Source organism: Variovorax sp. CF079, from assembly GCF_900101545.1.
Lineage (GTDB): Bacteria > Pseudomonadota > Gammaproteobacteria > Burkholderiales > Burkholderiaceae_C > Variovorax.
Map to the genome: position 1 here is coordinate 140,882 of NZ_FMZU01000019.1, position 19,223 is coordinate 160,104.

20 protein-coding genes are annotated in these 19,223 nt (G+C 66.3%); 7 read left to right on the forward strand and 13 right to left on the reverse strand.

Features of this window, described 5'->3' with window-relative positions; translation table 11 throughout:
• Positions 1 to 3: 3 nt before the first annotated feature.
• The 9 genes from BLS74_RS24325 to BLS74_RS24365 all read right to left on the reverse strand — a co-directional run bounded on the left by BLS74_RS24325 (position 4) and on the right by BLS74_RS24365 (position 9,700).
• Entirely contained in the window at positions 4 to 360 is a 357-nt protein-coding gene (locus BLS74_RS24325; protein ID WP_093109721.1) for a hydroxyisourate hydrolase, read from the reverse strand.
• A 50-nt stretch (positions 361 to 410) separates the two neighbouring features.
• The gene (locus BLS74_RS24330; protein WP_244503981.1) at positions 411 to 1,751 is read right to left on the reverse strand and encodes a cytochrome P450; all 1,341 of its coding nucleotides are present in this window, start codon (positions 1,749 to 1,751) and stop codon (positions 411 to 413) included.
• Positions 1,748 to 2,758, reverse strand: a complete 1,011-nt coding sequence (gene bioB, locus BLS74_RS24335) for a biotin synthase BioB (RefSeq protein ID WP_093109722.1) — start codon at positions 2,756 to 2,758, stop codon at positions 1,748 to 1,750. The genes BLS74_RS24330 and bioB overlap by 4 nt, the downstream gene beginning before the upstream one ends.
• A 113-nt stretch (positions 2,759 to 2,871) precedes the next feature.
• Positions 2,872 to 3,591, reverse strand: a complete 720-nt coding sequence (gene bioD / locus BLS74_RS24340; RefSeq protein ID WP_244503982.1) for a dethiobiotin synthase — start codon at positions 3,589 to 3,591, stop codon at positions 2,872 to 2,874.
• A complete protein-coding gene (bioF, locus tag BLS74_RS24345; RefSeq protein WP_093109724.1) occupies positions 3,588 to 4,790 on the reverse strand; it encodes an 8-amino-7-oxononanoate synthase in 1,203 nt (400 codons plus the stop codon). Before bioF ends, bioD begins: the two co-directional genes overlap by 4 nt.
• The gene (bioA, locus tag BLS74_RS24350) at positions 4,756 to 6,138 is read right to left on the reverse strand and encodes an adenosylmethionine--8-amino-7-oxononanoate transaminase (RefSeq protein WP_093109725.1); all 1,383 of its coding nucleotides are present in this window, start codon (positions 6,136 to 6,138) and stop codon (positions 4,756 to 4,758) included. Before bioA ends, bioF begins: the two co-directional genes overlap by 35 nt.
• 82 nt (positions 6,139 to 6,220) lie before the next feature.
• On the reverse strand, positions 6,221 to 6,607 hold the full coding sequence (gene panD, locus BLS74_RS24355) for an aspartate 1-decarboxylase (RefSeq protein ID WP_093109726.1): 387 nt from the start codon (positions 6,605 to 6,607) through the stop codon (positions 6,221 to 6,223).
• A 159-nt stretch (positions 6,608 to 6,766) separates the two neighbouring features.
• A complete protein-coding gene (locus tag BLS74_RS24360; protein ID WP_093109727.1) occupies positions 6,767 to 8,866 on the reverse strand; it encodes a hypothetical protein in 2,100 nt (699 codons plus the stop codon).
• 51 nt (positions 8,867 to 8,917) lie between these two features.
• Positions 8,918 to 9,700, reverse strand: a complete 783-nt coding sequence (locus BLS74_RS24365) for an IclR family transcriptional regulator (protein ID WP_093109728.1) — start codon at positions 9,698 to 9,700, stop codon at positions 8,918 to 8,920.
• 139 nt (positions 9,701 to 9,839) lie between these two features.
• Between BLS74_RS24365 and BLS74_RS24370 the strand changes: the two genes are divergently transcribed.
• Genes BLS74_RS24370 through BLS74_RS24390 form a run of 5 tightly spaced genes read left to right on the forward strand, consistent with a single transcriptional unit; the run spans position 9,840 to position 14,205 of the window.
• Positions 9,840 to 10,856, forward strand: coding sequence for a TRAP transporter substrate-binding protein (locus tag BLS74_RS24370; RefSeq protein WP_093109729.1), 1,017 nt, complete (start codon positions 9,840 to 9,842; stop codon positions 10,854 to 10,856).
• Between the two features lie 14 nt (positions 10,857 to 10,870).
• Positions 10,871 to 11,314: a type II 3-dehydroquinate dehydratase gene (locus BLS74_RS24375; RefSeq protein WP_093109730.1), complete on the forward strand. Its 444-nt coding sequence runs from the start codon at positions 10,871 to 10,873 to the stop codon at positions 11,312 to 11,314.
• A gap of 5 nt (positions 11,315 to 11,319) precedes the next feature.
• Positions 11,320 to 11,904 (forward strand): TRAP transporter small permease, encoded by a 585-nt coding sequence (locus tag BLS74_RS24380; RefSeq protein WP_093109731.1) that lies wholly within the window; start codon positions 11,320 to 11,322, stop codon positions 11,902 to 11,904.
• Positions 11,901 to 13,181: a TRAP transporter large permease gene (locus BLS74_RS24385; protein ID WP_093109732.1), complete on the forward strand. Its 1,281-nt coding sequence runs from the start codon at positions 11,901 to 11,903 to the stop codon at positions 13,179 to 13,181. Before BLS74_RS24380 ends, BLS74_RS24385 begins: the two co-directional genes overlap by 4 nt.
• Positions 13,182 to 13,200: 19 nt before the next feature.
• Complete coding sequence (locus BLS74_RS24390) at positions 13,201 to 14,205, forward strand: TRAP transporter substrate-binding protein (protein ID WP_093109733.1); 1,005 nt, start codon at positions 13,201 to 13,203, stop codon at positions 14,203 to 14,205.
• A gap of 42 nt (positions 14,206 to 14,247) precedes the next feature.
• Here the strand turns inward: BLS74_RS24390 and BLS74_RS24395 are convergent, their stop codons facing one another.
• Positions 14,248 to 15,231 (reverse strand): JmjC domain-containing protein, encoded by a 984-nt coding sequence (locus BLS74_RS24395; RefSeq protein WP_093109734.1) that lies wholly within the window; start codon positions 15,229 to 15,231, stop codon positions 14,248 to 14,250.
• A 352-nt stretch (positions 15,232 to 15,583) separates the two neighbouring features.
• Positions 15,584 to 16,747 carry a branched-chain amino acid ABC transporter substrate-binding protein gene (locus BLS74_RS24405; RefSeq protein ID WP_244503983.1) on the reverse strand — a complete coding sequence of 388 codons (1,164 nt, stop codon included), beginning with the start codon at positions 16,745 to 16,747 and terminating at the stop codon, positions 15,584 to 15,586.
• A 354-nt stretch (positions 16,748 to 17,101) separates the two neighbouring features.
• Between BLS74_RS24405 and BLS74_RS24415 the strand changes: the two genes are divergently transcribed.
• Positions 17,102 to 17,323: a hypothetical protein gene (locus tag BLS74_RS24415; protein WP_093109738.1), complete on the forward strand. Its 222-nt coding sequence runs from the start codon at positions 17,102 to 17,104 to the stop codon at positions 17,321 to 17,323.
• Between the two features lie 110 nt (positions 17,324 to 17,433).
• Positions 17,434 to 18,186 carry an alpha/beta fold hydrolase gene (locus BLS74_RS24420; protein WP_093109750.1) on the forward strand — a complete coding sequence of 251 codons (753 nt, stop codon included), beginning with the start codon at positions 17,434 to 17,436 and terminating at the stop codon, positions 18,184 to 18,186.
• A 46-nt stretch (positions 18,187 to 18,232) separates the two neighbouring features.
• Here BLS74_RS24420 and BLS74_RS24425 read toward each other — a convergent pair whose 3' ends face one another.
• A complete protein-coding gene (locus BLS74_RS24425) occupies positions 18,233 to 18,754 on the reverse strand; it encodes a hypothetical protein (protein ID WP_139191736.1) in 522 nt (173 codons plus the stop codon).
• A 247-nt stretch (positions 18,755 to 19,001) separates the two neighbouring features.
• On the reverse strand, positions 19,002 to 19,223 hold a 222-nt coding region (locus tag BLS74_RS24430), incomplete at its 5' end, for an SDR family oxidoreductase (RefSeq protein ID WP_139191737.1).

Sequence of the window (19,223 nt, forward strand, 5' to 3'; positions counted from 1 at the left end):
ATCCTAGGCGCCGCCGCGGAAGCAGGACAGGCCCCACGGCGTCAGCTTTACGGGCAGGTGGTAGTGCTGCGACATATCGGCCAGGCCGAAGCGGAAGACCTGCACGCCCATGAACGCGGGCTCTGGCAGCTTGACGCCTCTTGCGCGGTAGTACTCGGCCACGTGCAGGCGCAGCTCGTAGAAGCCGATCTCGAACAAGGACTCGCGGCTTTCGATGCCGTCGACCACGCCATTGCTGCCGACCTTGCCCGAGGCCACATCCGTCCAGCCTTCGCCCTCGAACCGGGCGATGTCGACCCGCATGCCTTGAGCGACAACGCCATGGGCTACATCGACGACGTGGATGGAAACGGCCTGCATTTGAAAGCTCCTGAGAAGATCGATGGCCGGCAGTATGACGCCATCAACCGTCAAGGCCATCGACACTTGCCGGGCGCACCTTGCGCCCTCTGCTCAAGGTCTCGATCATGCGAACCCCTTTGGCCACAGTCTCCCCCCACTCGGCTGCGGGCTTGCACCGGCAGCACGCTCAGGCCGCGGTACACCGCGTTGCCGCTCCAACGCGGTTGCCCATCGAGCCGCTGCAGGGCCGGGAATCGGCGCAGCAGCCGGCCGAAGACGATCTCGGCCTCCATCAGTGTCAAGCTCGCGCCGATACATACATGCGGGCCGGCGCCGAAGGACAGCAGGCCACCGGGGCGGCGCGCGACGTCCAGGCGATCGGGTTCGGCGTGGCGCGCCGGATCCCGGTTGGCAGAGGCGATGAGCGCAACGACCAGGTCGCCGCGGCGCAGTGGCCGGCCATGCAGCACGAGATCAGCCGCGACGCGGCGGCCGGTGTACTGCACCGGGCTGTCGAAGCGAAGCAGCTCGCGCACCGCGCCCGGCAGCAGCGCGGGCTCGCGCTGCAGGCGCTGCCACGACGCCGGATCGGCAAGCAGCGCCTGCAGCCCGTTGCCCAGCAGGTTGCGCGTGGTCTCGTGGCCGGCGAACAGCAGCATCGCGCATTGGGCGAGCAATTCGGCACCGGCGCGGATATCGCCCGCCGCCTCGGCGCACAGCAGCCGGCTCACGAGGTCGTCGCCCGGGGTGCGCCGGCGCTGTGGCACGAGCTGCTCGAAGTAGCCGCACATGGCCAGCAGGCTGGTGCGCGCGCGCCGTACCTGATCGAGCGAGGGCATGGGCGCACCGATGAAAGCCGCCAGATCGTCCGACCAGGCGATGAAGTCGCCGCGATCGGCTGCGGGGATGTCCATCAGCATCGCCATCACCTCGGCCGGCAGCGGGCGCGCCAGCGCCTGCATGAAATCGAAGCCCGCGTCGGCGTTCACCGCGTCGAGCAAGGCATCGACGCGCTGCGCGATGGCCGGCACGAACTGCTGCAGAACGTCGTTGCGAAAACCCGCGTTGAGCACGCTGCGAATGCGCGTGTGGTCCGGCGCATCGACGAACAGCATCGCCCGCGCGAAGAGCTGCTGGAAATCCATCAGTTCGCTGCGCGCGGCCCGACTTCGCATCACCCAGCCGCCGGTGCGCTGCGCCGAGAAACGCGCGGCGTCTCGAAGCACCGCCTCCACGTCGGCATGGCGGGTCAGGAGCCACGCGCCGCCGAAGAACTCCTCGCTCCAGTGGATCGGCCCGGCCTCGCGCAGCGCAGCGTAGGTCGGATAGGGATCGGCGCGGAACGCCGCGTCGATGATCGGGCGGCCGAGCGGGCTCGGCGCAGCCGCCGGCATCGGCAGCGCACTCATTGCCTGCGCTGCGCTTTCAGCCCCAGGCGCTCGAACAGCGCACGGTCGCGCTCGGCCTGCGGGTTGCTCGTGGTCAGCAGCTTGTCGCCGTAGAAGATCGAATTGGCGCCGGAGGCGAAGCACAGCGCCTGCAGCGCCTCGTCCATCTGCTCGCGCCCGGCCGACAGCCGCACCATGGTCGTCGGCATCGTGATGCGCGCGACCGCGATGGTGCGCACGAACTCGAAGGGGTCGATCGGCTCGGTGCCGGCCAGCGGCGTACCCGCGACCTGCACCAGGTTGTTGATCGGCACCGACTCGGGGTAGGGATCGAGGTTGGCCAGCTGCGCGATCAGCCCGGCGCGCTGCGTGCGGCTTTCGCCCATGCCGACAATGCCGCCGCAGCAGACATTGATGCCCACGTCCCGCACATGGGCCAGCGTGTCGAGCCGGTCCTGGTAGGTGCGGGTGCTGATGATGCTTCCGTAGAACTCGGGCGCGCTGTCGAGGTTGTGGTTGTAGTAGTCCAGCCCCGCGTCCTTCAGCGCCTGGGCCTGCTCGGCTTCGAGCATGCCCAGCGTCATGCAGGTTTCCAGGCCCAGCGCCCGGACCTCACGCACCATGTCGGTCACGCGCTCCATGTCGCGCGCCTTGGGGCTGCGCCAGGCGGCACCCATGCAGAAGCGTGTGGCGCCCTGGGCCTTCGCGGCCTGTGCCGCTTCGACCACCTCCTGCAGCGGCATCAGCTTGCTGGCCTCGACACCGGTGTCGAAATGCGAGGACTGCGGGCAGTAGCCGCAATCCTCCGCGCAGCCGCCGGTCTTGATCGAGAGCAGCGTGGACAGCTGGACCTCGTTGGCATCGAAGTGCTCGCGGTGCACCTGCTGGGCGCGAAACAGCAGGTCCATGAACGGAAGCGCGAACAGGGCTTCGACGTCGGCGATGCCCCAGCGCTGATCCGGGCGAGGCTCGGGGCGCGACGTCTTGGTGCGCAAAGATGACAGGGAAACGGTGGCTGTGGTGGTCATGTCGTCCTTCGGGTGGGATGGCCATCCGAGTCAGGATAGCCAGGAGCCAGTCACAAGGGCAGCCAATCTGGTTGCAAATTGCGCCATGCGGGGGATCGGAGTGAAAGCTTGTCTTATGCCAGCCCGAACAGCGCGCGCAACGCCGCATCGTCGAAGCAGGCTGCGACAGCCGCCGGGTCAGGGCTGCTCATACGGGGAACCACGCCCAGGCAAGGCGCCTGGTGGCGCCGCCCCAGTTCATCGCGCAGGGTGGCGAGGTTGGCATCGCGGTGCGGCATTCCCGTGTCGACGGTGTTCGCGATCCAGCCCGCCAGCCGCAGGCCGCGCGCGCGGATCGCCTCGGCACTCAGCAGCGCATGGTTGATGCATCCCAGCCGCAGCCCGACCACCAGCACCACCGGCAACTGCAGGTCCACGGCGAAGTCGGCGCTGTCGAAGTCCGCGCCGAGCGGCACGCAGAACCCGCCGACGCCTTCGACGATCAGGTACTCGGCGCGCGCCGCGAGCGTCCTGGCTCCTTGCAGCAGAACGGCACGCTCGATGGTGCGGCCTTCGAGCGCTGCCGCGATGTGCGGGGCGCAGGCAGCTTCGAACTGACAGGGGCCGACCTCGGCATCGGTCATCACCACCGAGCTCGCGTCGCGCAGTGCGCGCACATCCTCGTTGACGTCCTCGCCATCGATCGTCTCGATGCCGGCGGCCACCGGCTTGTAGCCGGCGCAACGCACACCCCGCTCGCCGAGCCAGTGCAGCAAGGCGGCGCTGACGCGCGTCTTGCCGACCTCGGTGTCGGTGCCGGTGACGAAGCAGCCGTGCATCGCTGCGGCCCTCATCGCAAGTTCCCGGCGGCCCGTGCCAGGCCATCGATCAGGGTCTGCACGTCCTGCGGCGTGTGCGCTGCGCTCAGCGTGATGCGCAGCCGCGCAGTGCCCGCAGGCACCGTCGGCGGTCGGATCGCCGGCACCCACAGGCCTTGTGCATCGAGCGCGGCGGACAAGGCCAGCGCCGCCGCGTTGTCGCCGACGATCAAGGGCTGGATCGCGGTGGCGGAATCGGCCAGGCGCCAGCCGAGCCGGGGGTTGTGCTGCATCAGCGCACCCAGCCGATCGCGCAGCATGCCGATCAGCTGCCGCAGTCGCGCACGCCGCGCATCGCCCTCGTCGCCGCCGATCAGGCGCAGGCTCGCGCACAGCGCATGCGCGATCGCCGGCGGCGCCGCGGTCGTGTAGATGTAGCTGCGCGCGGACTGCACCAGCCACTCGATGACGCTCGGGTGCGCGGCCACGAAGGCGCCGCCCAGGCCTGCGGCCTTGCCGAGCGTGCCCATGTAGATCAGGCGCTCGCTGCGCAGGCCGAAGTGCGACAGGCTGCCGCGGCCACCTTCGCCGAGCGCGCCGAAACCATGGGCATCGTCGACCACCAGCCAGGCGTCGTGCGCCTCGGCGAGCGCCAGCAGCGCCGGCAGGTCGGCCAGGTCGCCGTCCATGCTGAAGACAGCATCGCTCACGATCAGCTTGATCGGCGTGCTGCAACGCCCGAGCTGGCTCGCCAGCAGGTCGAGCCGGCCGTGCGGGTAGCGCTGCAGCGGCGCCTTGGCCAGCAGCGCGCCGTCGACCAGCGAGGCATGGTTGAGCTTGTCGGCAAAGATCGTCGCGCTCGCATCGCCCAGCGCTGTGAGCAGCGCCAGGTTGGCCATGTAGCCGGTGCAGAAGCTCAGCACGCGCGCCTCCGGGATGGAGGGCGACATCCACCGCGCGAGCTCGTCCTCGAGCAGTGCATGGGCGCGCGAGTGGCCGCTGATCAGGTGCGAGGCGCCGCTGCCGGCGCCATGGAGGCGCGCCCCTTCGGCCAGCGCCTCGATCAGCGCCGGATGGTTCGCGAGCCCCAGGTAGTCGTTGCTGCAGAAGGCCAGCATGTCGCGCCCGGACACCCGCTGGTGCGGCGCACAGGGCGACTCGGCCGTGCGCCGCTGCCGGCGCAGCGCCTCGGCCTCGAGCTCACGCAGTCGGTGGTTCAGGTGTTCGATCAGCATGGGCGTCCTCTGCAGAGGCCACGGCATCCAGCGTTTGCATCACGCGCTGCGCGAGCCAGGCTGCGAGCCCGTCGTCCAGCACGTAGGGCGGCATCAGGTAGACGGTGCGGCCGATCGGCCGAATCAGCAATTCGCGCTCGCGGCCGGCGAGATGAAAGCGTTCGGCGAAGCGCTCGCCGACGAAGGCCTCGCGAACGTCGAAGGCCCAGATCATCCCACGCTGGCGGAAGTGCTCGATGCGCGGGTCGGCCTGCAATGGCGCGAGCGCCGCGCTCAGCGTGGCGGCGCGTTGCCGGTTGCGCTGCAGCACGTCGTCCTCTTCGAAGCGGTCCAGCACCGCCAGCGCCGCGCGGCAGGCCAGGGCGTTGCCGGTGTAGGAATGCGAATGCAGGAAGCCTCGCGCCACGTCGTCGTCGAGAAAGGCCTCGTAGATTGCGTCGCGCGTCATCACCAGCGACAGCGGCAGCGTGCCGCCGCTGATGCCCTTGGACAGGCAGACGAAGTCCGGCCAGATGGCGGCCTGCTCGCAGGCGAAGAAGGTGCCGGTGCGCCCGCAGCCGACTGCGATCTCGTCGGCGATCAGGCTCACCTCGTAGCGCTCGCACAGCGCGCGCACCGTGCGCAGGTAGGCTGCATCGTGCATCGCCATGCCGGCAGCGCCCTGCACCAGCGGCTCGACGATCAACGCAGCGATGTGCTCATGGCGCGATTCGAACAGCGCCTGCAACTCGGCCGCGGCCCGCGCAGCGACGTCCACCGCGGTCTCGCCGGCTGCGGCCTGGCGCGCGTCGGGCGACATCACCTGGTGCGCGCGCATCAGCAGCGGGTCGTACGCGTCGCGGAACACCGCCACATCGGTGACCGCCAGGGCGCCCAGCGTCTCGCCGTGGTAGCCCTGGCGCAGGCAGACGAACTCGCGCTTGTTCGGGCGGCCGCGGTTGCGCCAATGATGGAAGCTCATCTTCAGCGCGATCTCGACCGCCGAGGCGCCGTCACTGGCGAAGAAGCAATGGCCGAGCACGCCGCCGGTCAAGGCCGACAGGCGTTCGGCCAGCTCCACCGCCGGTGCGTGCGTGCAGCCGGCCAGCATCACGTGCGGCAGGCGGTCGAGCTGGTCTTTCAGCGCCGCGTTGATGCGCGCATCGGCGTGGCCGAACAGGTTGACCCACCAGGAACTCGTGGCGTCGAAGTAGCGCTGGCCTTCATGGTCGAAAAGCCACGGGCCAACGCCCCGCGCGATCGGCAGCGGCGGCACCGCGGCCGCGCGCTGCATCTGCGTGCAGGGGTGCCAGACGCTTCGCAGGCTGCGCTGCTGCCAGGAATGGTTGGCGCCGACGGATGTGTGCATGCGATGGATGTGGAGAGTGCTGCGCGTGGCGCCCCGATCGGTCGGCCTGCCCGAAGCGGGCCAGTGCAGGAACCGCCAGCGCTCAGGCCGCAGCGGGCTGTACGGGGATGTGGGCGCGCTCTTCCTTGATGCGATTGGCGTCGTCCACGAACACCAGCTTCGGCCGAAAGCCGCTGACCCGATCCTCGGGGACGAGGCCGAAGGCGGCGATGATGATCAGGTCGCCCACCGACGCCCGACGCGCGGCAGAACCGTTGACCGAGATGATGCCGGTGCCGCGCTGGCCTCGGATCGCATAGGTCACGAAGCGTTCGCCGTTGTTGATGTTCCAGATGTGAACCTGTTCGTTCTCGCCCAGATTGGCGGCATCCAGCAGGTCTTCATCGATGGCACATGAGCCTTCATAGTGCAATTCGCAATCGGTGACGGTTGCGCGGTGGATCTTGGACTTGAGCAGGGTTCGAAACATGGTCGGAAGTGCCGTCTGCAAAAAAGATGGGGGCTTGTAGCGGCGGAAGATAACCTAGTTCTAACGAACGCCCCTGTGCATTTCACGTGCTCCGCTTTCGTCATCGGGGCACATGGGTTGCCCGCCGCTGGCGGCCATCGCCCTCGAAGTCAGCGGCGCTCAGGGCACGTTCGAGGTGTTGATCTGGTAAGGCCGCCCCTGCATCTTGAAGCCGCCTCCGAATTCGATGGCCACATCGCCCGTGGGCTTCACCGGGCAGCCGCGCGGCGGCTGGCAGGCCCATTCCGCGCCGCGGTCGGCGAACACCACCGGGCCGTAGCGGTAGTTGAGCACCGCACGGCCGCCGTAGTCCGCCACGCTGAGCGTCAGGCCGACGTTGGCGAAGTTGTCGATGTCCTCGGTCGCGACCGGGTCGACGATGCGGCTGTCCTGCAGCGTGCGCACCACGCGGCCGCTCTTCCCGTCTTCCGAGAAACGGACCCACTGGATCTTGCGATCGCCGCGCGAAGTCACGATCACCTGGCTGTTGAGCGCATCCAGCCGCCGGTCGGGGTCGTCCTTCGAATGCGCGAGCGAACTCGGGTTGCGGCCGACGGCGACCCTGCCCTCTGCCGCGATCCCGTCCGGCGATCCCGACCGGAGCTCGGCACCCGGCGCGTAGCCGCCCAGGCTGAAGATGCGCAGGCTGCCCTCCTGCGTCGCGATCCAGGCGTGGGCATCCTTCGTGCGGGTGACGGTCGTCTTGACGGCCGTGGGCCGCGCATCGAGCGCGATCGTCTTCACCACCACCGGCCGCGCCTGCGGCTTGAAGCTGAAGGCATGCGGCCACTGGCGCTCGTCCTGCCCCACCGGGCCGATGCTGCCGACGGCCTCGCTGAAGTAGACGCCGTTGATGTAGCCGAAGAGCGGCTTCAGATCGATGAAGGCCGCCTTCTGCTCGGACTTGGACACGACCACCGCCACGCCGCCCTTGGCATAGCGCTTGTAATTGCTGCCCGACGGGGTGAAGGACTGCCAGTGCCTGCTGAGCGGCGAGTGGGTTTGGCCCATGAAGAGGCCGCCGCCCAGCACCGTGTTGAAAGGATGCATGCCGGTGGTGACCGCGATCTCGGTCGGCGCCTTCATGTCGGCCGGCAGGTCCACGTAGCCCAGCACTTTCATGAAGGCGATGTTGCCCATGTTCGGCAAGCCCGGGTAGACGCCCTGCCATTCGGACCACCACTCGTAGTACGGCCCTTCGAGCTTGCAGCCATCGCACAAGCCGGCCAGCGCGACCACCGCCACCTGGCCCTTCAGCTCGGCCGTGTCCCAGACGGTCACGAAGGCGAACTCGCTGTTGCTCGTCATGGCGACGGCGGTCGGCACCTTGTTCGGCGCCAGCCGCGCGGTGGCGAGGTTGTGGGCGGTGTTGCTGCCGGTGGTGGCGAGCAGGCCGTTCTGGAAAGCGATGACGGAGGTCGGGCAGTTGCCCGCCGGGCCGCTGCAGCGCCCGGCCGCGACGGGGCGGGCGCTGCCGTCGTTCGGCAGCAGGCCGGCGGAGCGGTACTGCACGACATTCACGCTGTCGAGGCCGCCGCCCCCGAGCTGCCAGGGCAATTGCGGCTTCTGTGCATAGGTGTTGACCTCGAAGGCCGATGCCTGCAGGTCGCCGACACCGGCGCGCTGGACCGGATCGTCGGCCAGGAAGACGACGCTGGACTGGTTGGTCGAGTAGGAAAAATCAACCTCCTTGCGCGGACCGCCGACCTGCCATGAGGTGATGCAGACGCCCTTTTCGTTGCAACGCGCGAGATGGTCCTCGCGCTCGTACAGGGTGGGAAGCTTCGCGTTGGCGCTGCCGTAGTGCGCGGCGTCCGGGCCGTAGCGGTAGGCGATGCCCTCGGCCTCGCTCATGGCCGCAGCCATGGCCCGGTAGGCCGCGGGAACGATCTTGCCTGCGCGATCCACCACGTCGGCGATGCCGCTCGCCGCGGGCTTCGACGAAGCCTCCATCGACCTGGCCGCCGCCGCAGGGGCGGGACCGATGATGGTGCATGACTTGCGCACATGCGGTGCCGGATCGGTGCCGAAGAACTCATTGGTGCAGCTTGCCGGACCGCGAACGATCTTCTCTACCCAGCGATCGCCGGCGCCATAGCGAACCCGCGCCGACACGGGAACGACGAAGTTCTCGCCCTCCTGCGCCTGGACCGCCGCGGCGGCAGGGCTCTTGCCGGAAAGGAGCACCAGGGAAGCGATCAGGGCGAGTGCGAGTTTCATCCTGCTCATTGTCCCGAAGCTCGTCTTGCTTTGCGAGCGAGCGCCGGCCGATCAAGCTCTCCGCTTGAACATCGCCGACGCCCCGCTCGCATAAGCCACCTCTTCGGCGGTCGCGAGAAGCGTGGGCCCCAAGGCCAGCATGCGCTCTTCCGTCAGTCGCACGAGCGGGCCTGCGATGGTGATGACGCCGATGACGGCGCCGTTGCCGATGCGCACCGGTGCCGCCATCGCAGTCATGGCCGGCGCGAAGACCTCGTTGATCATCGCGAAGCCGCGCTTGCGCGCCGCGCGCAGATAGGCCAGCAGCGATTTCACCGAGGTCACGGCCTTGGGCCCGAAATCGGCAGGCGTGCCGAACCCCTGTTTCGCAACCAGCTGGAGCGCCTGCTCCTCCGGCATGGTGCACAGCCACGCGTGCCCAGCCGAACTGCAGGACAGGTTCACCGACAAGCCCATGTCGGGGTCGTAGCGCAGGCCCCGGGTCGCGCCCTGTGCCTTGGCCACGAAGGTGAGCTCGTCGCCGTCGACGACCGCCAGCCGGACGAGCTCCCCCGATTCGCCCGCCAGGCGATCGAGCAGCGGCTGGGCGACGTCGACGACGCCGCTGTTGCTCAGGAAGCTCAAGCCTAGTGAGACCAGTTTGATCGTCAGCATGTAGTTGCCGTGGCTCTGATCCTGGCGCACGTAACCGCAGCGGATCAGTTCGGAAAGCAGTCGATGCGTCGCGCTCAGCGGCATCTGGAGATCGGAGGCGAGTGCAGAAAGTGCTCGCCCTTCCGGGTAGGCGACAAGGTGTTCAAGCACCTTGAAGCTGCGTTCGAGTATGGCGGTCATGGCAGAGCAACTCTACCCGAGTTTTGCCAAGTGCTTTCCCTAGTGGAAATGTTTTCCATTTTCTACCTATGATGCGGCGCGTCTTGCGTCGCCTGCCAGACCTGTGGGCGCATCGGCCCTCATCCACCGGAGTCCCAACTTGAGAACCCTCTACCGAACGCTCGCCCTTCTCGGCGCGACATTGGCCCTGACGCTGCCGGCCCTGGCCCAGGACGTGCAGGAGCGCGTCATCCGCTTCGGCCACCTGAACAACCCGGACCATCCCGTGAGCTTCGGCGTCAAGCGCTTCGGCGAGCTGCTCGCGGCGAAGAGCAGCGGCAAGCTCAAGGTGCAGGAGTTCCCTGCGTCGCAGCTCGGCAACGAGATGCAGCAGCAGTCGGCGCTGCAAGGCGGCGTGCAGCAGATGTCGGCGCCCGCCACCACCTCCCTGGCCGGCATCGTGAAGGAGTTCGGCCTGGTCGACTTCCCGTTTGCCGTGAGCTCTTTCGCGCAGGCCGATGCCCTCCTCGACGGGCCGCTCGGCCAGGCGCTCATCGCCAAGCTGCCCGAGAAGGGCCTGGTCGCCCTGGGCTACTGGGATCTGGGCTTTCGCAACGTCACGAACAGCAAGCGCCCGATCGCGAAACCCGAGGACCTCGAGGGCCTGAAGATCCGCGTCATTCCCAATCCGGTGTTCCTCGACACCTTCAAGGCCTTCAAGGCCAATCCGATGCCCATGCCCTTCGCCGAGCTCTATGGGGCGCTCGAATCGAAGGCCGTCGACGGCCAGGAGAATCCCTACGCGGTGATCCTGTCGAACAAGTTCTTCGAGGTGCAGAAGTTCGTGAGCGCCACCAACCACGTCTATGCCGCGAACATCATGCTGGTGAGCAAGAAGTTCTGGGACTCGCTGAGCGCGGCAGAACAGAAGATGATGCGCGACGCGGCCGACGAAGCCCGCGGCTACCAGCGCCAGGTCAGCCGCGCGGCGGCGCAGAAATCCATCGGCGATCTCCAGGCCAAGGGCATCCAGTTCAACGAACTCGCGCCGCCCGAGCAGGCGCGCATGCGCCAGATCGCCAAGCCGGTCACCGAGCGTTTCGCCGCCAGCTACGACCCGGGCATCGTCAAGCTCTACAACGACGAGCTGGCACGCGCGCACAAGTCCCATCCTTGAATCGAAGCGGCACCATGAAGATCCTCGTCCTGCACGGCCCGAACCTCAACCTGTTCGGCCGCCGAGAACCCCACATCTACGGCTCGACCACCCTGGCCGAGATCAACGAACGCCTCGGCAAGCTCGCGGCTGAGCTCGGCGTCGAGCTGGAGACCATCCAGTCGAACCACGAAGGCGAGCTGATCGACTTCCTCCACCAGCACATCGACGAGGCGCAAGGCGCACTGGTCAACCCTGCCGGCCTGACCCAGCACGGCGTTCCCTTGCACGACGCCATCAAGGCCATGCCGTTCCCGGTCTTCGAGGTCCACATGTCGAACATCGCGGCGCGGGAAAGCTGGCGCGCGCACTCGATCATCTCGCCGGCGGTCAAGGGCACGATCCAGGGGCTCGGTCCGCATTCGTACCTGGCCGGCCTGCGTGCGCTGGTCGAGATGCAGCGCGCGCAGGCGGCCTGATCAACATGAATCGATGGATCGACCGCTGTTGCACCGGCATTGAGGCGCTGATCGCCGCGGCGCTGGCATTGATGGTGGTGCTGGTCTTCGGCAACGTGGTGCTTCGCTACGGCTTCAACTCGGGCATCACGGTGTCGGAGGAGGTCTCACGCTGGCTCTTCATCTGGATGACCTTTCTGGGCGCCGTCGTCGCGCTGAAGGAGCACGGGCACCTCGGCGTCGACGTGGTGGTCCGGAGGCTGCCGCCTTCGGCCAAGAAGTTCTGCCTGGCGGTGGGGCATGTCGTGATGCTCTACATCGTGTGGCTGCTGTTCCAGGGCAGCGTCGCCCAAACGAAGATCAACTGGGACGTCGTCGCACCGGTCACGGGCGCATCCATGGCCGTGGTCTACCTGTCGGGCGTGGTCTTCGCCGTGCTTGCCGCACTCCTTCTTGCGCTCGACCTGCTTCGCCTGATGTCCGGTCGCATCGCCGACGAGGACCTGGTCATGATCCAGGAATCCGAGGAAGCCGTGCAGCTGAAGCAGATCCTGGGCGAGCAGGCCGATGCCGCGCCGGCGGACCGCCCGCAAGCTGGAGCGCGGCCATGACGATCTTCGTCTTCGTCGGCTCCCTGCTCGCCGCGATGGCGATGGGCATCCCGATCGCGTTCGCGTTGCTCGCCAGCGGCGTGGCGCTGATGTGGCACCTCGACCTCTTCGACGCGCAGATCCTGGCGCAGAACGTCATCGGCGGCGCCGACAGCTTTCCGCTGCTGGCCGTACCCTTCTTCATGCTGGCCGGCGAGATCATGAACGCCGGCGGCTTGTCCAGGCGCATCGTCGACTTTGCGCTCGCGCTCGTCGGCCACGTGAAGGGCGGGCTGGGCTACGTGACGATCATGGCCGGCTGCCTGCTGTCGGCGCTCTCGGGGTCGGCGGTTGCCGATGCGGCCGCGCTGACTGCGCTGCTCCTGCCGATGATGGTGAGCGCCGGCCACGACAAGGCGCGCGCCGGCGGGCTGATCGCCGCCACCGGCGTCATCGGGCCGGTGATTCCGCCGAGCATCGGGCTCGTCATCTTCGGCGTCGCAGCCAACGTCTCGATCTCCAAGCTCTTCCTCGCGGCGATCGTGCCGGGCCTCCTGATCGGCGGCGCGCTCTGGCTCACCTGGGCCTGGCTCGTGCGGCGCGAGAAGATCGTGCCGCCACCCGCCAGGTCGACCGCGGAAATGCTCGCGACCTTTCGCCAGGCACTGTGGGCGCTGATGCTGCCGGTGATCATCCTGGTCGGGCTGCGCATTGGTGTCTTCACGCCCACCGAGGCGGCGGTGGTGGCCGCGGTGTATGCGCTCTTCGTCTCGATGGCGATCTACCGCGAGCTCAGCTGGAAGGATCTCTACGCGGTGTTCGTGAACGCCGCGAAGACCAGTGCGATCGTGATGTTCCTGATCGCGGCCGCGATGGTGAGCGCCTGGCTCATCACCGTGGCCGACCTGCCCTCGAAGGTGGTCGGCCTGCTGCAGCCCTTCATGGACAACAAGATCCTGCTGATGTTCGCGATCATGGTGCTGGTGATGATCGTCGGCACCGCGATGGACATGACGCCGACCATCCTGATCCTGACTCCGGTGCTGATGCCGATCGTCAAGGCCGCCGGCATCGACCCGGTCTACTTCGGCGTGATGTTCATCATCAACAACTCGATCGGCCTGATCACCCCGCCGGTGGGCACCGTGCTCAACGTGGTGGCGGGCGTGGGCCGGATCTCGATGGACGACGTCACCAAGGGCGTGGTGCCTTTCATGATCGCGGAGTTCGCGATTCTGTTCCTCATGGTGCTGTTCCCCTGGCTCGTCACCTGGCCCGCGAAGTTTTTCCACGGTTGATCACAAGGAGACACGAACCATGAAGCTATCGATGCACAAGGTCCTGCTCGCCGCGGTGGCGGCGCTGGCCGTCACCGGCGCCGCGGCGCAGATCAAGGAGCGCACGCTCAAATTCGCGTTCCAGAACCAGAGCGGCCATCCGCAGGCCCAGGGCGCGCAGAAGTTCGCCGATCTCGTGGCCGAGAAGTCCGGCAAGAAGATCACGGTGAAGCTGTTCCCGGGCGGCACGCTCGGCGGCGATCTGCAGACCGTCTCCGCGTTGCAGGGAGGCACGGTCGAGATGACGGTGCTGAACGCCGGCATCCTCGCGGCGCAAGTGAAGGAGTTCGCCGTGCTCGACTTCCCCTTTCTCTTCGGCAACACGCAGGAAGCCGATGCAGTGACGGACGGCCCCTTCGGCCGGAAGCTGTTGGCCAGGCTCGACGAGAAGGGACTGCACGGCCTCGGCTACTGGGACCTGGGCTTTCGCAACCTCACCAACAGCAAGCGGCCGATCGCCAAGGCCGAGGACATCGCGGGCCTGAAGATCCGCGTGATCCAGTCGCCGATCTACATTGACCTGTTCAGCGCGCTGGGCGCGAACGCGGTGCCGCTGCCCTTCCCCGAGCTCTATTCGGCGCTGGACCAGAAAGCGGTCGACGGCCAGGAGAATCCGAACACGACGATTCTTGCGTCCAAGTTCGCCGAGGTGCAGAAGCACCTCACCGAAACGCGGCACATCTACAACCCGCAGGCGCTCATCATCAGCAAGAAGACCTGGGACGGCTTGAGCGCGGAGGAGAAGAAGATCGTTGCAGACGCGGCTGTGGAGGCGACGGCTTTCCAGCGCCAGGCCTCGCGCGGCGCCGCCGACAGCGCGCTGCAGGCGCTCAAGCAGGCCGGCATGACGGTCACCGAGCTGCCTGCGGCCGAACTGGCCAAGCTGCGCGAGAAGGTGAAGCCGGTGATCGAGAAGCAAACGGCAGCTGTGGGCGAAGCAACGGTCAAGGAGCTGCAGTCGGAGATCGCCAAGGTCAGAAAGTGAGGGCCGTTTTCCGAGTTCATGCGCTGCCTGGGGCTTCAATGTTCAATAGGAGCCCGGCGGCGGTGTCGTCACCGGCTTGAAGCGCCGCGCCGATGCGGTCATGTCGACGAGGCAGGATCGCGTCGCGCCGACCAGCCCGCCCACCGACGCCTTGAGTGCGTCCGCCGCGGGTGACTCGCCGGGGTAGGCGGGCGACAACCCACATTTGCGCAAGACCCGGTTCACCTGGTAGACGCGAGCGGTCTTGCGCGTGACGGAGGTGTAGAAGGTCACTCCGATCGAGATCGACACGCGATCGCCGGGGGCCATCCAATCAGGCTCGGAACGCGTCATGTGCGGCGAGGTGCTCGGAAAGTACACGCCGTCGCCAGGCCGTGCGTGGAACTCGTGGCTGAGAGGCCTGAACTCCTCCTTGAAGCGCACCTTCCTGAGCGACTGGGTGACGATGAAATCCTCCACCGCCTCGGCCGGCACGATGCTGCGATCCGCATGGTCCCAGACGCTCAGGATCTTGCGCCCGTGCAGCTGCAGCCAGAAGTTGTTCTCGCGATCGATGTGGAAGGGCGTCACCGAAGGCGGTGCCGAGATGAAGACGAAACCGTTCACCCGAAAGATGTCGGGCTGCTCGCGTTCGACATCCGCGCGCATGGTGCCGACGATGTCGAACAGCAAGGCCTGGTAGCGCGGAATGGCTTCGATGTTGTAGAGGGCCACCGACGAACCCGGCTCCTCCATACGCTCGAAGTGTTCGTCGATGCTGCGCCCGTCCGGATGCCGGCTGTCGTGCGCGATGGTGGAAGCGACTGTGAGGCCAGGCCTCATGAATCGACACTGCCCCAGGGGAGCGAGCTCCTTGCCGAGCTTCACGAGTTCAGGCACCTGGAAGAGCGGATGCTCGTGAAAGTTGTGATGCAGGGCGGTGATCCTGTGCGTGGAGAAGCTCGCAGGATCGTCTGCCCTCACGTGATACGTTGCCGGCGGCGGCTCGGTCCGCCAGCCGATGTTTATGTCTTGTGTGTCTCTCATGACCGAAATCTTCGGTCACATGTAGTACTTTTGTACTTCTCGTAACGCATCGCGGAGTCACAAAATGTGAAAAATTCACATTTTTTGTACTATTGTTTTTATAGTGACCGCACCTTTGAGAACAAGCCACTGGCTGAGGAGCGCCAACCATGCAAATGATCGGACAGGGGTTAGGGAGCGAGGACGCAGCTCAGAACGATGTTCGGCCTGAACCGGCCAGTACACCCGGGACGAACGCTCCCTTGCGCGAGCTCTTGATAGAAGCCGGATTCGTCGGGGGCGTTTTCTTGGCGCTGGCCCTCTTGATCGTCGCTTCGGTTGGACGCTAAAGCCGCAAGACGAGACCAAGCGCTCAGGCCGGAGGCCGATTCATCTGGCAAGTCGTGGGCTGCGTGCTCTCGGCCGGGCTCCACACCACCTCGGAGCGAAAGCCGTAGCCGGTGTTCTCGGCGTCATATTTGACGCCTGGGCTGCCCTTCTTGGCCCATACGCCAAGGTAGATCGGCGCTTGCAACTGGTGGTCGGTCGAGCGCATCTCGACCTCGCCCAACGGGCTCTGGTACTTCATGCCTTCGAGCGCGTAGGCGACCTTCTTGGGGTCGGTCGACTTCGCCTTCTGCATCGCCGCACGCAGCATGTTCATCGTGTTCCAGTGCGCGGCGAAGATGAAGTCCTCGCCCGACTTCTGCTTGTAGCCGACCGCGATCTTCTCCAGCGCCGGTGTCGGCGCATTGCTGCCCCAGTTCCAGATCACGCTCACTTTGTCGGCGCCCCAGGAGCCCATCTGCGCCGGCACGCCCGGGTTGTTGGCGTTCATCGTGTAGAAGTTGATGTTCAGGCCGAAATCGCGCGCCGCCTTCAGGAACAGCCCGAGATCGCTGCCCCAGTTCGAGGTAATGACCGTGTCCGCGCCCGACGACGCGATCTTCGCCACGTAGGGCGCGAAGTCACGCGTCGAGGCGATCGGTATGTAGTCCTCGCCGACCACCTCGATATCCGGACGCTTCTTCGCGAGATAGGCGCGTGAGGCCTTGGCCACCTGCTGGCCGTGCGTGTAGTTCTGGTTGAACAGGAACACCTTCTTCACATCCGGCTTCGTCTTCAGGTAGGTCGTCAGGGCTTCGACCTTCATCTCGCTCGACGGATAGAACCGGAAGTGCCAGAAGCTGCAGCGGTCGTTCGTGAGGCCCGGGTCCATCGCTGAATAGTTCAGGTACACCATTGCTCCGTTCACATCGCGCTGGGCCTGCTTATTGATGGCGTCGACCAGGGCGAAGGCGACTCCCGAACCGCCGCCCTGCGTCACGTAGCGAATGTTCTGGTCGAACGCCGCCTTCAGCACGTTCGTGCTCTCCTGCGGCGTGCCCTTGCCGTCGAAGGGGACGACCTCGAACTTCGGATCAGCCGCGCCCGCCGTGGAATTAAGCTGGCTCACCACCTCGCGCAGTTGGTTGAGCGAGCCTTGGCCACTGAGCGCGAAGGGTCCCGACAACACATCGATGAATGCGATCTTCACCGTCTCCGCAGCGTGGGTCGCGAGACCGGCCGCGAGGGCGCTAACGCAAAGGGATGCGCGGGCGGCGCGCAAGAATCCGGACCTGTGCATGGATGTCTCCGCTCGATGGTTTATGCAACGCACTCTAGGCCCGGCACGGTGTCCGCTCGGTCACGGATGGGACAGTCGAAGCGCGAGGCGCGAATTGCAGAGCGAGGATCACGCGAGTTGCCTCTGGCGCCTGGCGACTACAAAGTGACACCGGGTGAGCGCTGGACCGTGACATCGTTGAAGACTGGCGATACCGTCTACAGCGGGATCGGGCCCGTGGAGATCGTGCGATCGCCGGCACCCTTTTGACGAACTGGCTTTGGAATGACTGCTATCTGGAAACCTGAACAACCCGTCGTCATCGCGGGCTACACCCTCACGCCAGCGGAAGCTTGGCTGCGTTGCTTCACACAGGAGTTCTCCAGCCTTGTGAAAGGCGAGATCACACTTGAGTTGCTTGCAGACCGGGCAATTGAGCTCTACCCCACCAACGCTCGTCGCGATCCCATCGAGGTTGCGCTCGAGGAGTTCGAGAGATCCGCTTAACGCTACTTTGCCCCGGCCTGATGCGCATGTCTGAAGGTGTTCGCGGCCCCCGCTGCAGGGGCGCTGTCGAGTAATCTTGCGCCATCGAAGTTGCGATGGAGGCAGTGGACATGTACATGGAACAAGGCGGCGAAGGCCCAGACCTGCTCCTCATGCTGCATGGGATGGGCGCGACGGGGGCCGTGTGGTCGCCCATGTGCGCAGGGGCCGGCATTCGCTGGGCCGGCCGCTGGGTCGTCCTGGACTTGCCCGGCCACGGCCAATCCGGCCGACAAGACTCCTATGCCATCGGTCAGCACGCCGCAACCGTTGGACGCGCCGCGCTGCCGCACGTCAATCCCGCAGGCCGGCTCGTGGTTCTCGGACACTCGCTGGGCGGGGTGATCGGTCTCGCCCTGGCGACGGGTTGGTTCGGTGTCACACCGCATCAGGTCTTCGGGGCCGGCATCAAGGTCGCGTGGAGTGACGATGAACTCCGCCGCATGGACACGCTGGCTTCCCAGCCCGCCAAAACGTTTTCCACGGAAGAAGACGCGTGGGAGCGGTACCTGAAGGTCTCGGGCCTTGGCGGGATCGCCAACGCAGCGACACCTGTCGTCACGCGAGGCATCCAGCGCGGCGCCAATGGGTGGCGTCTCGCGATGGATCCTCGAGCCAATGCCGTCGGCAAGCCGCCGCTGTCCGAATTGGCGGCTCTGGCTCGCTGCCCCGTCCATCTCGGCCGCGGGCGCGATGACGCGCTGGTGACGATGGAGCAGATCCGTGCGCTCGATCCCAATGCCTCAGACCTTGGGCCGCATGGTCACAATGTGATGGTCGAGGCACCCGCGCGGGTCTGGGACTGGGTCGCCTCGTTCACATGAGCCGGTGGCTGACTCCTCGGACCTGGCCGGCCGGAATCTCGAACGCCTACGTCAGGTCGCTGAGCTCGATGAAGTTGCTCTCGATCCAGACGCGTCCCTCTTCATTCAGCGCGAAGGTCAGTGCCTTCTCTTTGGATAGCTTCTTTTCCTGAATTGCTCGGGAAAGCGGATTCGCACTCCCGAGCTCACCGCGCCTGTGGTTGTAGACGTGCTCCGTGCCATCTTCATCGCTGTAGGTGTACGAGACCGTGATGCCGTCCAGGTCGGCGAGAGGCTGCAAGAACGCGATGAACTGCGATGCCGTGATGCCTTCGGCCCTGATTGCATCCCAGTGCTTGAAGAGATTCGACTTCGCGCCCGTCTGCTCGCGCCGGACGATCTCCGATGCCGACCCGAATGGCTGGACCTTGGCGACCATTGACTCTGGAGCGTCCGCGCTGCCATTTCTGCGGAAGAAGTTGGCCACGGTGCTTGCGAACGGCCGGGAGTCCCCTTGGGCTCTAGGCCGTGACGGCCAGGCATCCAAGCAATGGGGCACCGTCTCGATTTCATCGCTGCGTTTGCTCATGGTTCAAGTCCTTCACTTCCTCGTTGAGCACGGCCATATCGTACGTTTGCGAGCGGTGGCGGATCCGTATTCCGGGGTGCGGTCCTACGAAGGAAACGTGCATTTCTGACGAAGTCGGCATTGCTAGTTTTCATGCAGTGGAGGGACTCGTGGCGACATGAAGTCCAAAGTTTTCATGTCGCGCAGGGTCGCTCCGCGTCCGAGTGCCTCGATCCCCGAGCGCCGCACGTCGAGGGCGCGAGCGCCCTCAGCGCATGTGCAAGCCGCCGTTGACCGAGAAATCGGCCCCGGTGGAGTAGCCGCTTTCGTCGGTCGCGAGCCAGGCGACGATCGAGGCGATTTCGCTCGGCTCGCCGAGCCGCTTGACGGGGATGGTGCCCACGATCTTGTCGAGCACTTCCTGGCGGATCGCCTTGACCATGTCGGTGCCGATGTAGCCCGGGCTCACGGTGTTCACCGTCACGCCCTT

Coding starts and splice junctions, on each gene's coding strand:
- BLS74_RS24415 (WP_093109738.1), top strand. CDS start 17,102: ATGACTGCTATCTGGAAACCTGAACAACCCGTCGTCATCGCGGGCTAC.
- bioA (WP_093109725.1), bottom strand. CDS start 6,138: ATGCACACATCCGTCGGCGCCAACCATTCCTGGCAGCAGCGCAGCCTG.
- bioF (WP_093109724.1), bottom strand. CDS start 4,790: ATGCTGATCGAACACCTGAACCACCGACTGCGTGAGCTCGAGGCCGAG.
- BLS74_RS24375 (WP_093109730.1), top strand. CDS start 10,871: ATGAAGATCCTCGTCCTGCACGGCCCGAACCTCAACCTGTTCGGCCGC.
- BLS74_RS24380 (WP_093109731.1), top strand. CDS start 11,320: ATGAATCGATGGATCGACCGCTGTTGCACCGGCATTGAGGCGCTGATC.
- BLS74_RS24325 (WP_093109721.1), bottom strand. CDS start 360: ATGCAGGCCGTTTCCATCCACGTCGTCGATGTAGCCCATGGCGTTGTC.
- bioB (WP_093109722.1), bottom strand. CDS start 2,758: ATGACCACCACAGCCACCGTTTCCCTGTCATCTTTGCGCACCAAGACG.
- panD (WP_093109726.1), bottom strand. CDS start 6,607: ATGTTTCGAACCCTGCTCAAGTCCAAGATCCACCGCGCAACCGTCACC.
- BLS74_RS24365 (WP_093109728.1), bottom strand. CDS start 9,700: ATGACCGCCATACTCGAACGCAGCTTCAAGGTGCTTGAACACCTTGTC.
- BLS74_RS24395 (WP_093109734.1), bottom strand. CDS start 15,231: ATGAGAGACACACAAGACATAAACATCGGCTGGCGGACCGAGCCGCCG.
- BLS74_RS24330 (WP_244503981.1), bottom strand. CDS start 1,751: ATGAGTGCGCTGCCGATGCCGGCGGCTGCGCCGAGCCCGCTCGGCCGC.
- bioD (WP_244503982.1), bottom strand. CDS start 3,591: ATGAGGGCCGCAGCGATGCACGGCTGCTTCGTCACCGGCACCGACACC.
- BLS74_RS24360 (WP_093109727.1), bottom strand. CDS start 8,866: ATGAAACTCGCACTCGCCCTGATCGCTTCCCTGGTGCTCCTTTCCGGC.
- BLS74_RS24390 (WP_093109733.1), top strand. CDS start 13,201: ATGAAGCTATCGATGCACAAGGTCCTGCTCGCCGCGGTGGCGGCGCTG.
- BLS74_RS24425 (WP_139191736.1), bottom strand. CDS start 18,754: ATGAGCAAACGCAGCGATGAAATCGAGACGGTGCCCCATTGCTTGGAT.
- BLS74_RS24420 (WP_093109750.1), top strand. CDS start 17,434: ATGTACATGGAACAAGGCGGCGAAGGCCCAGACCTGCTCCTCATGCTG.
- BLS74_RS24385 (WP_093109732.1), top strand. CDS start 11,901: ATGACGATCTTCGTCTTCGTCGGCTCCCTGCTCGCCGCGATGGCGATG.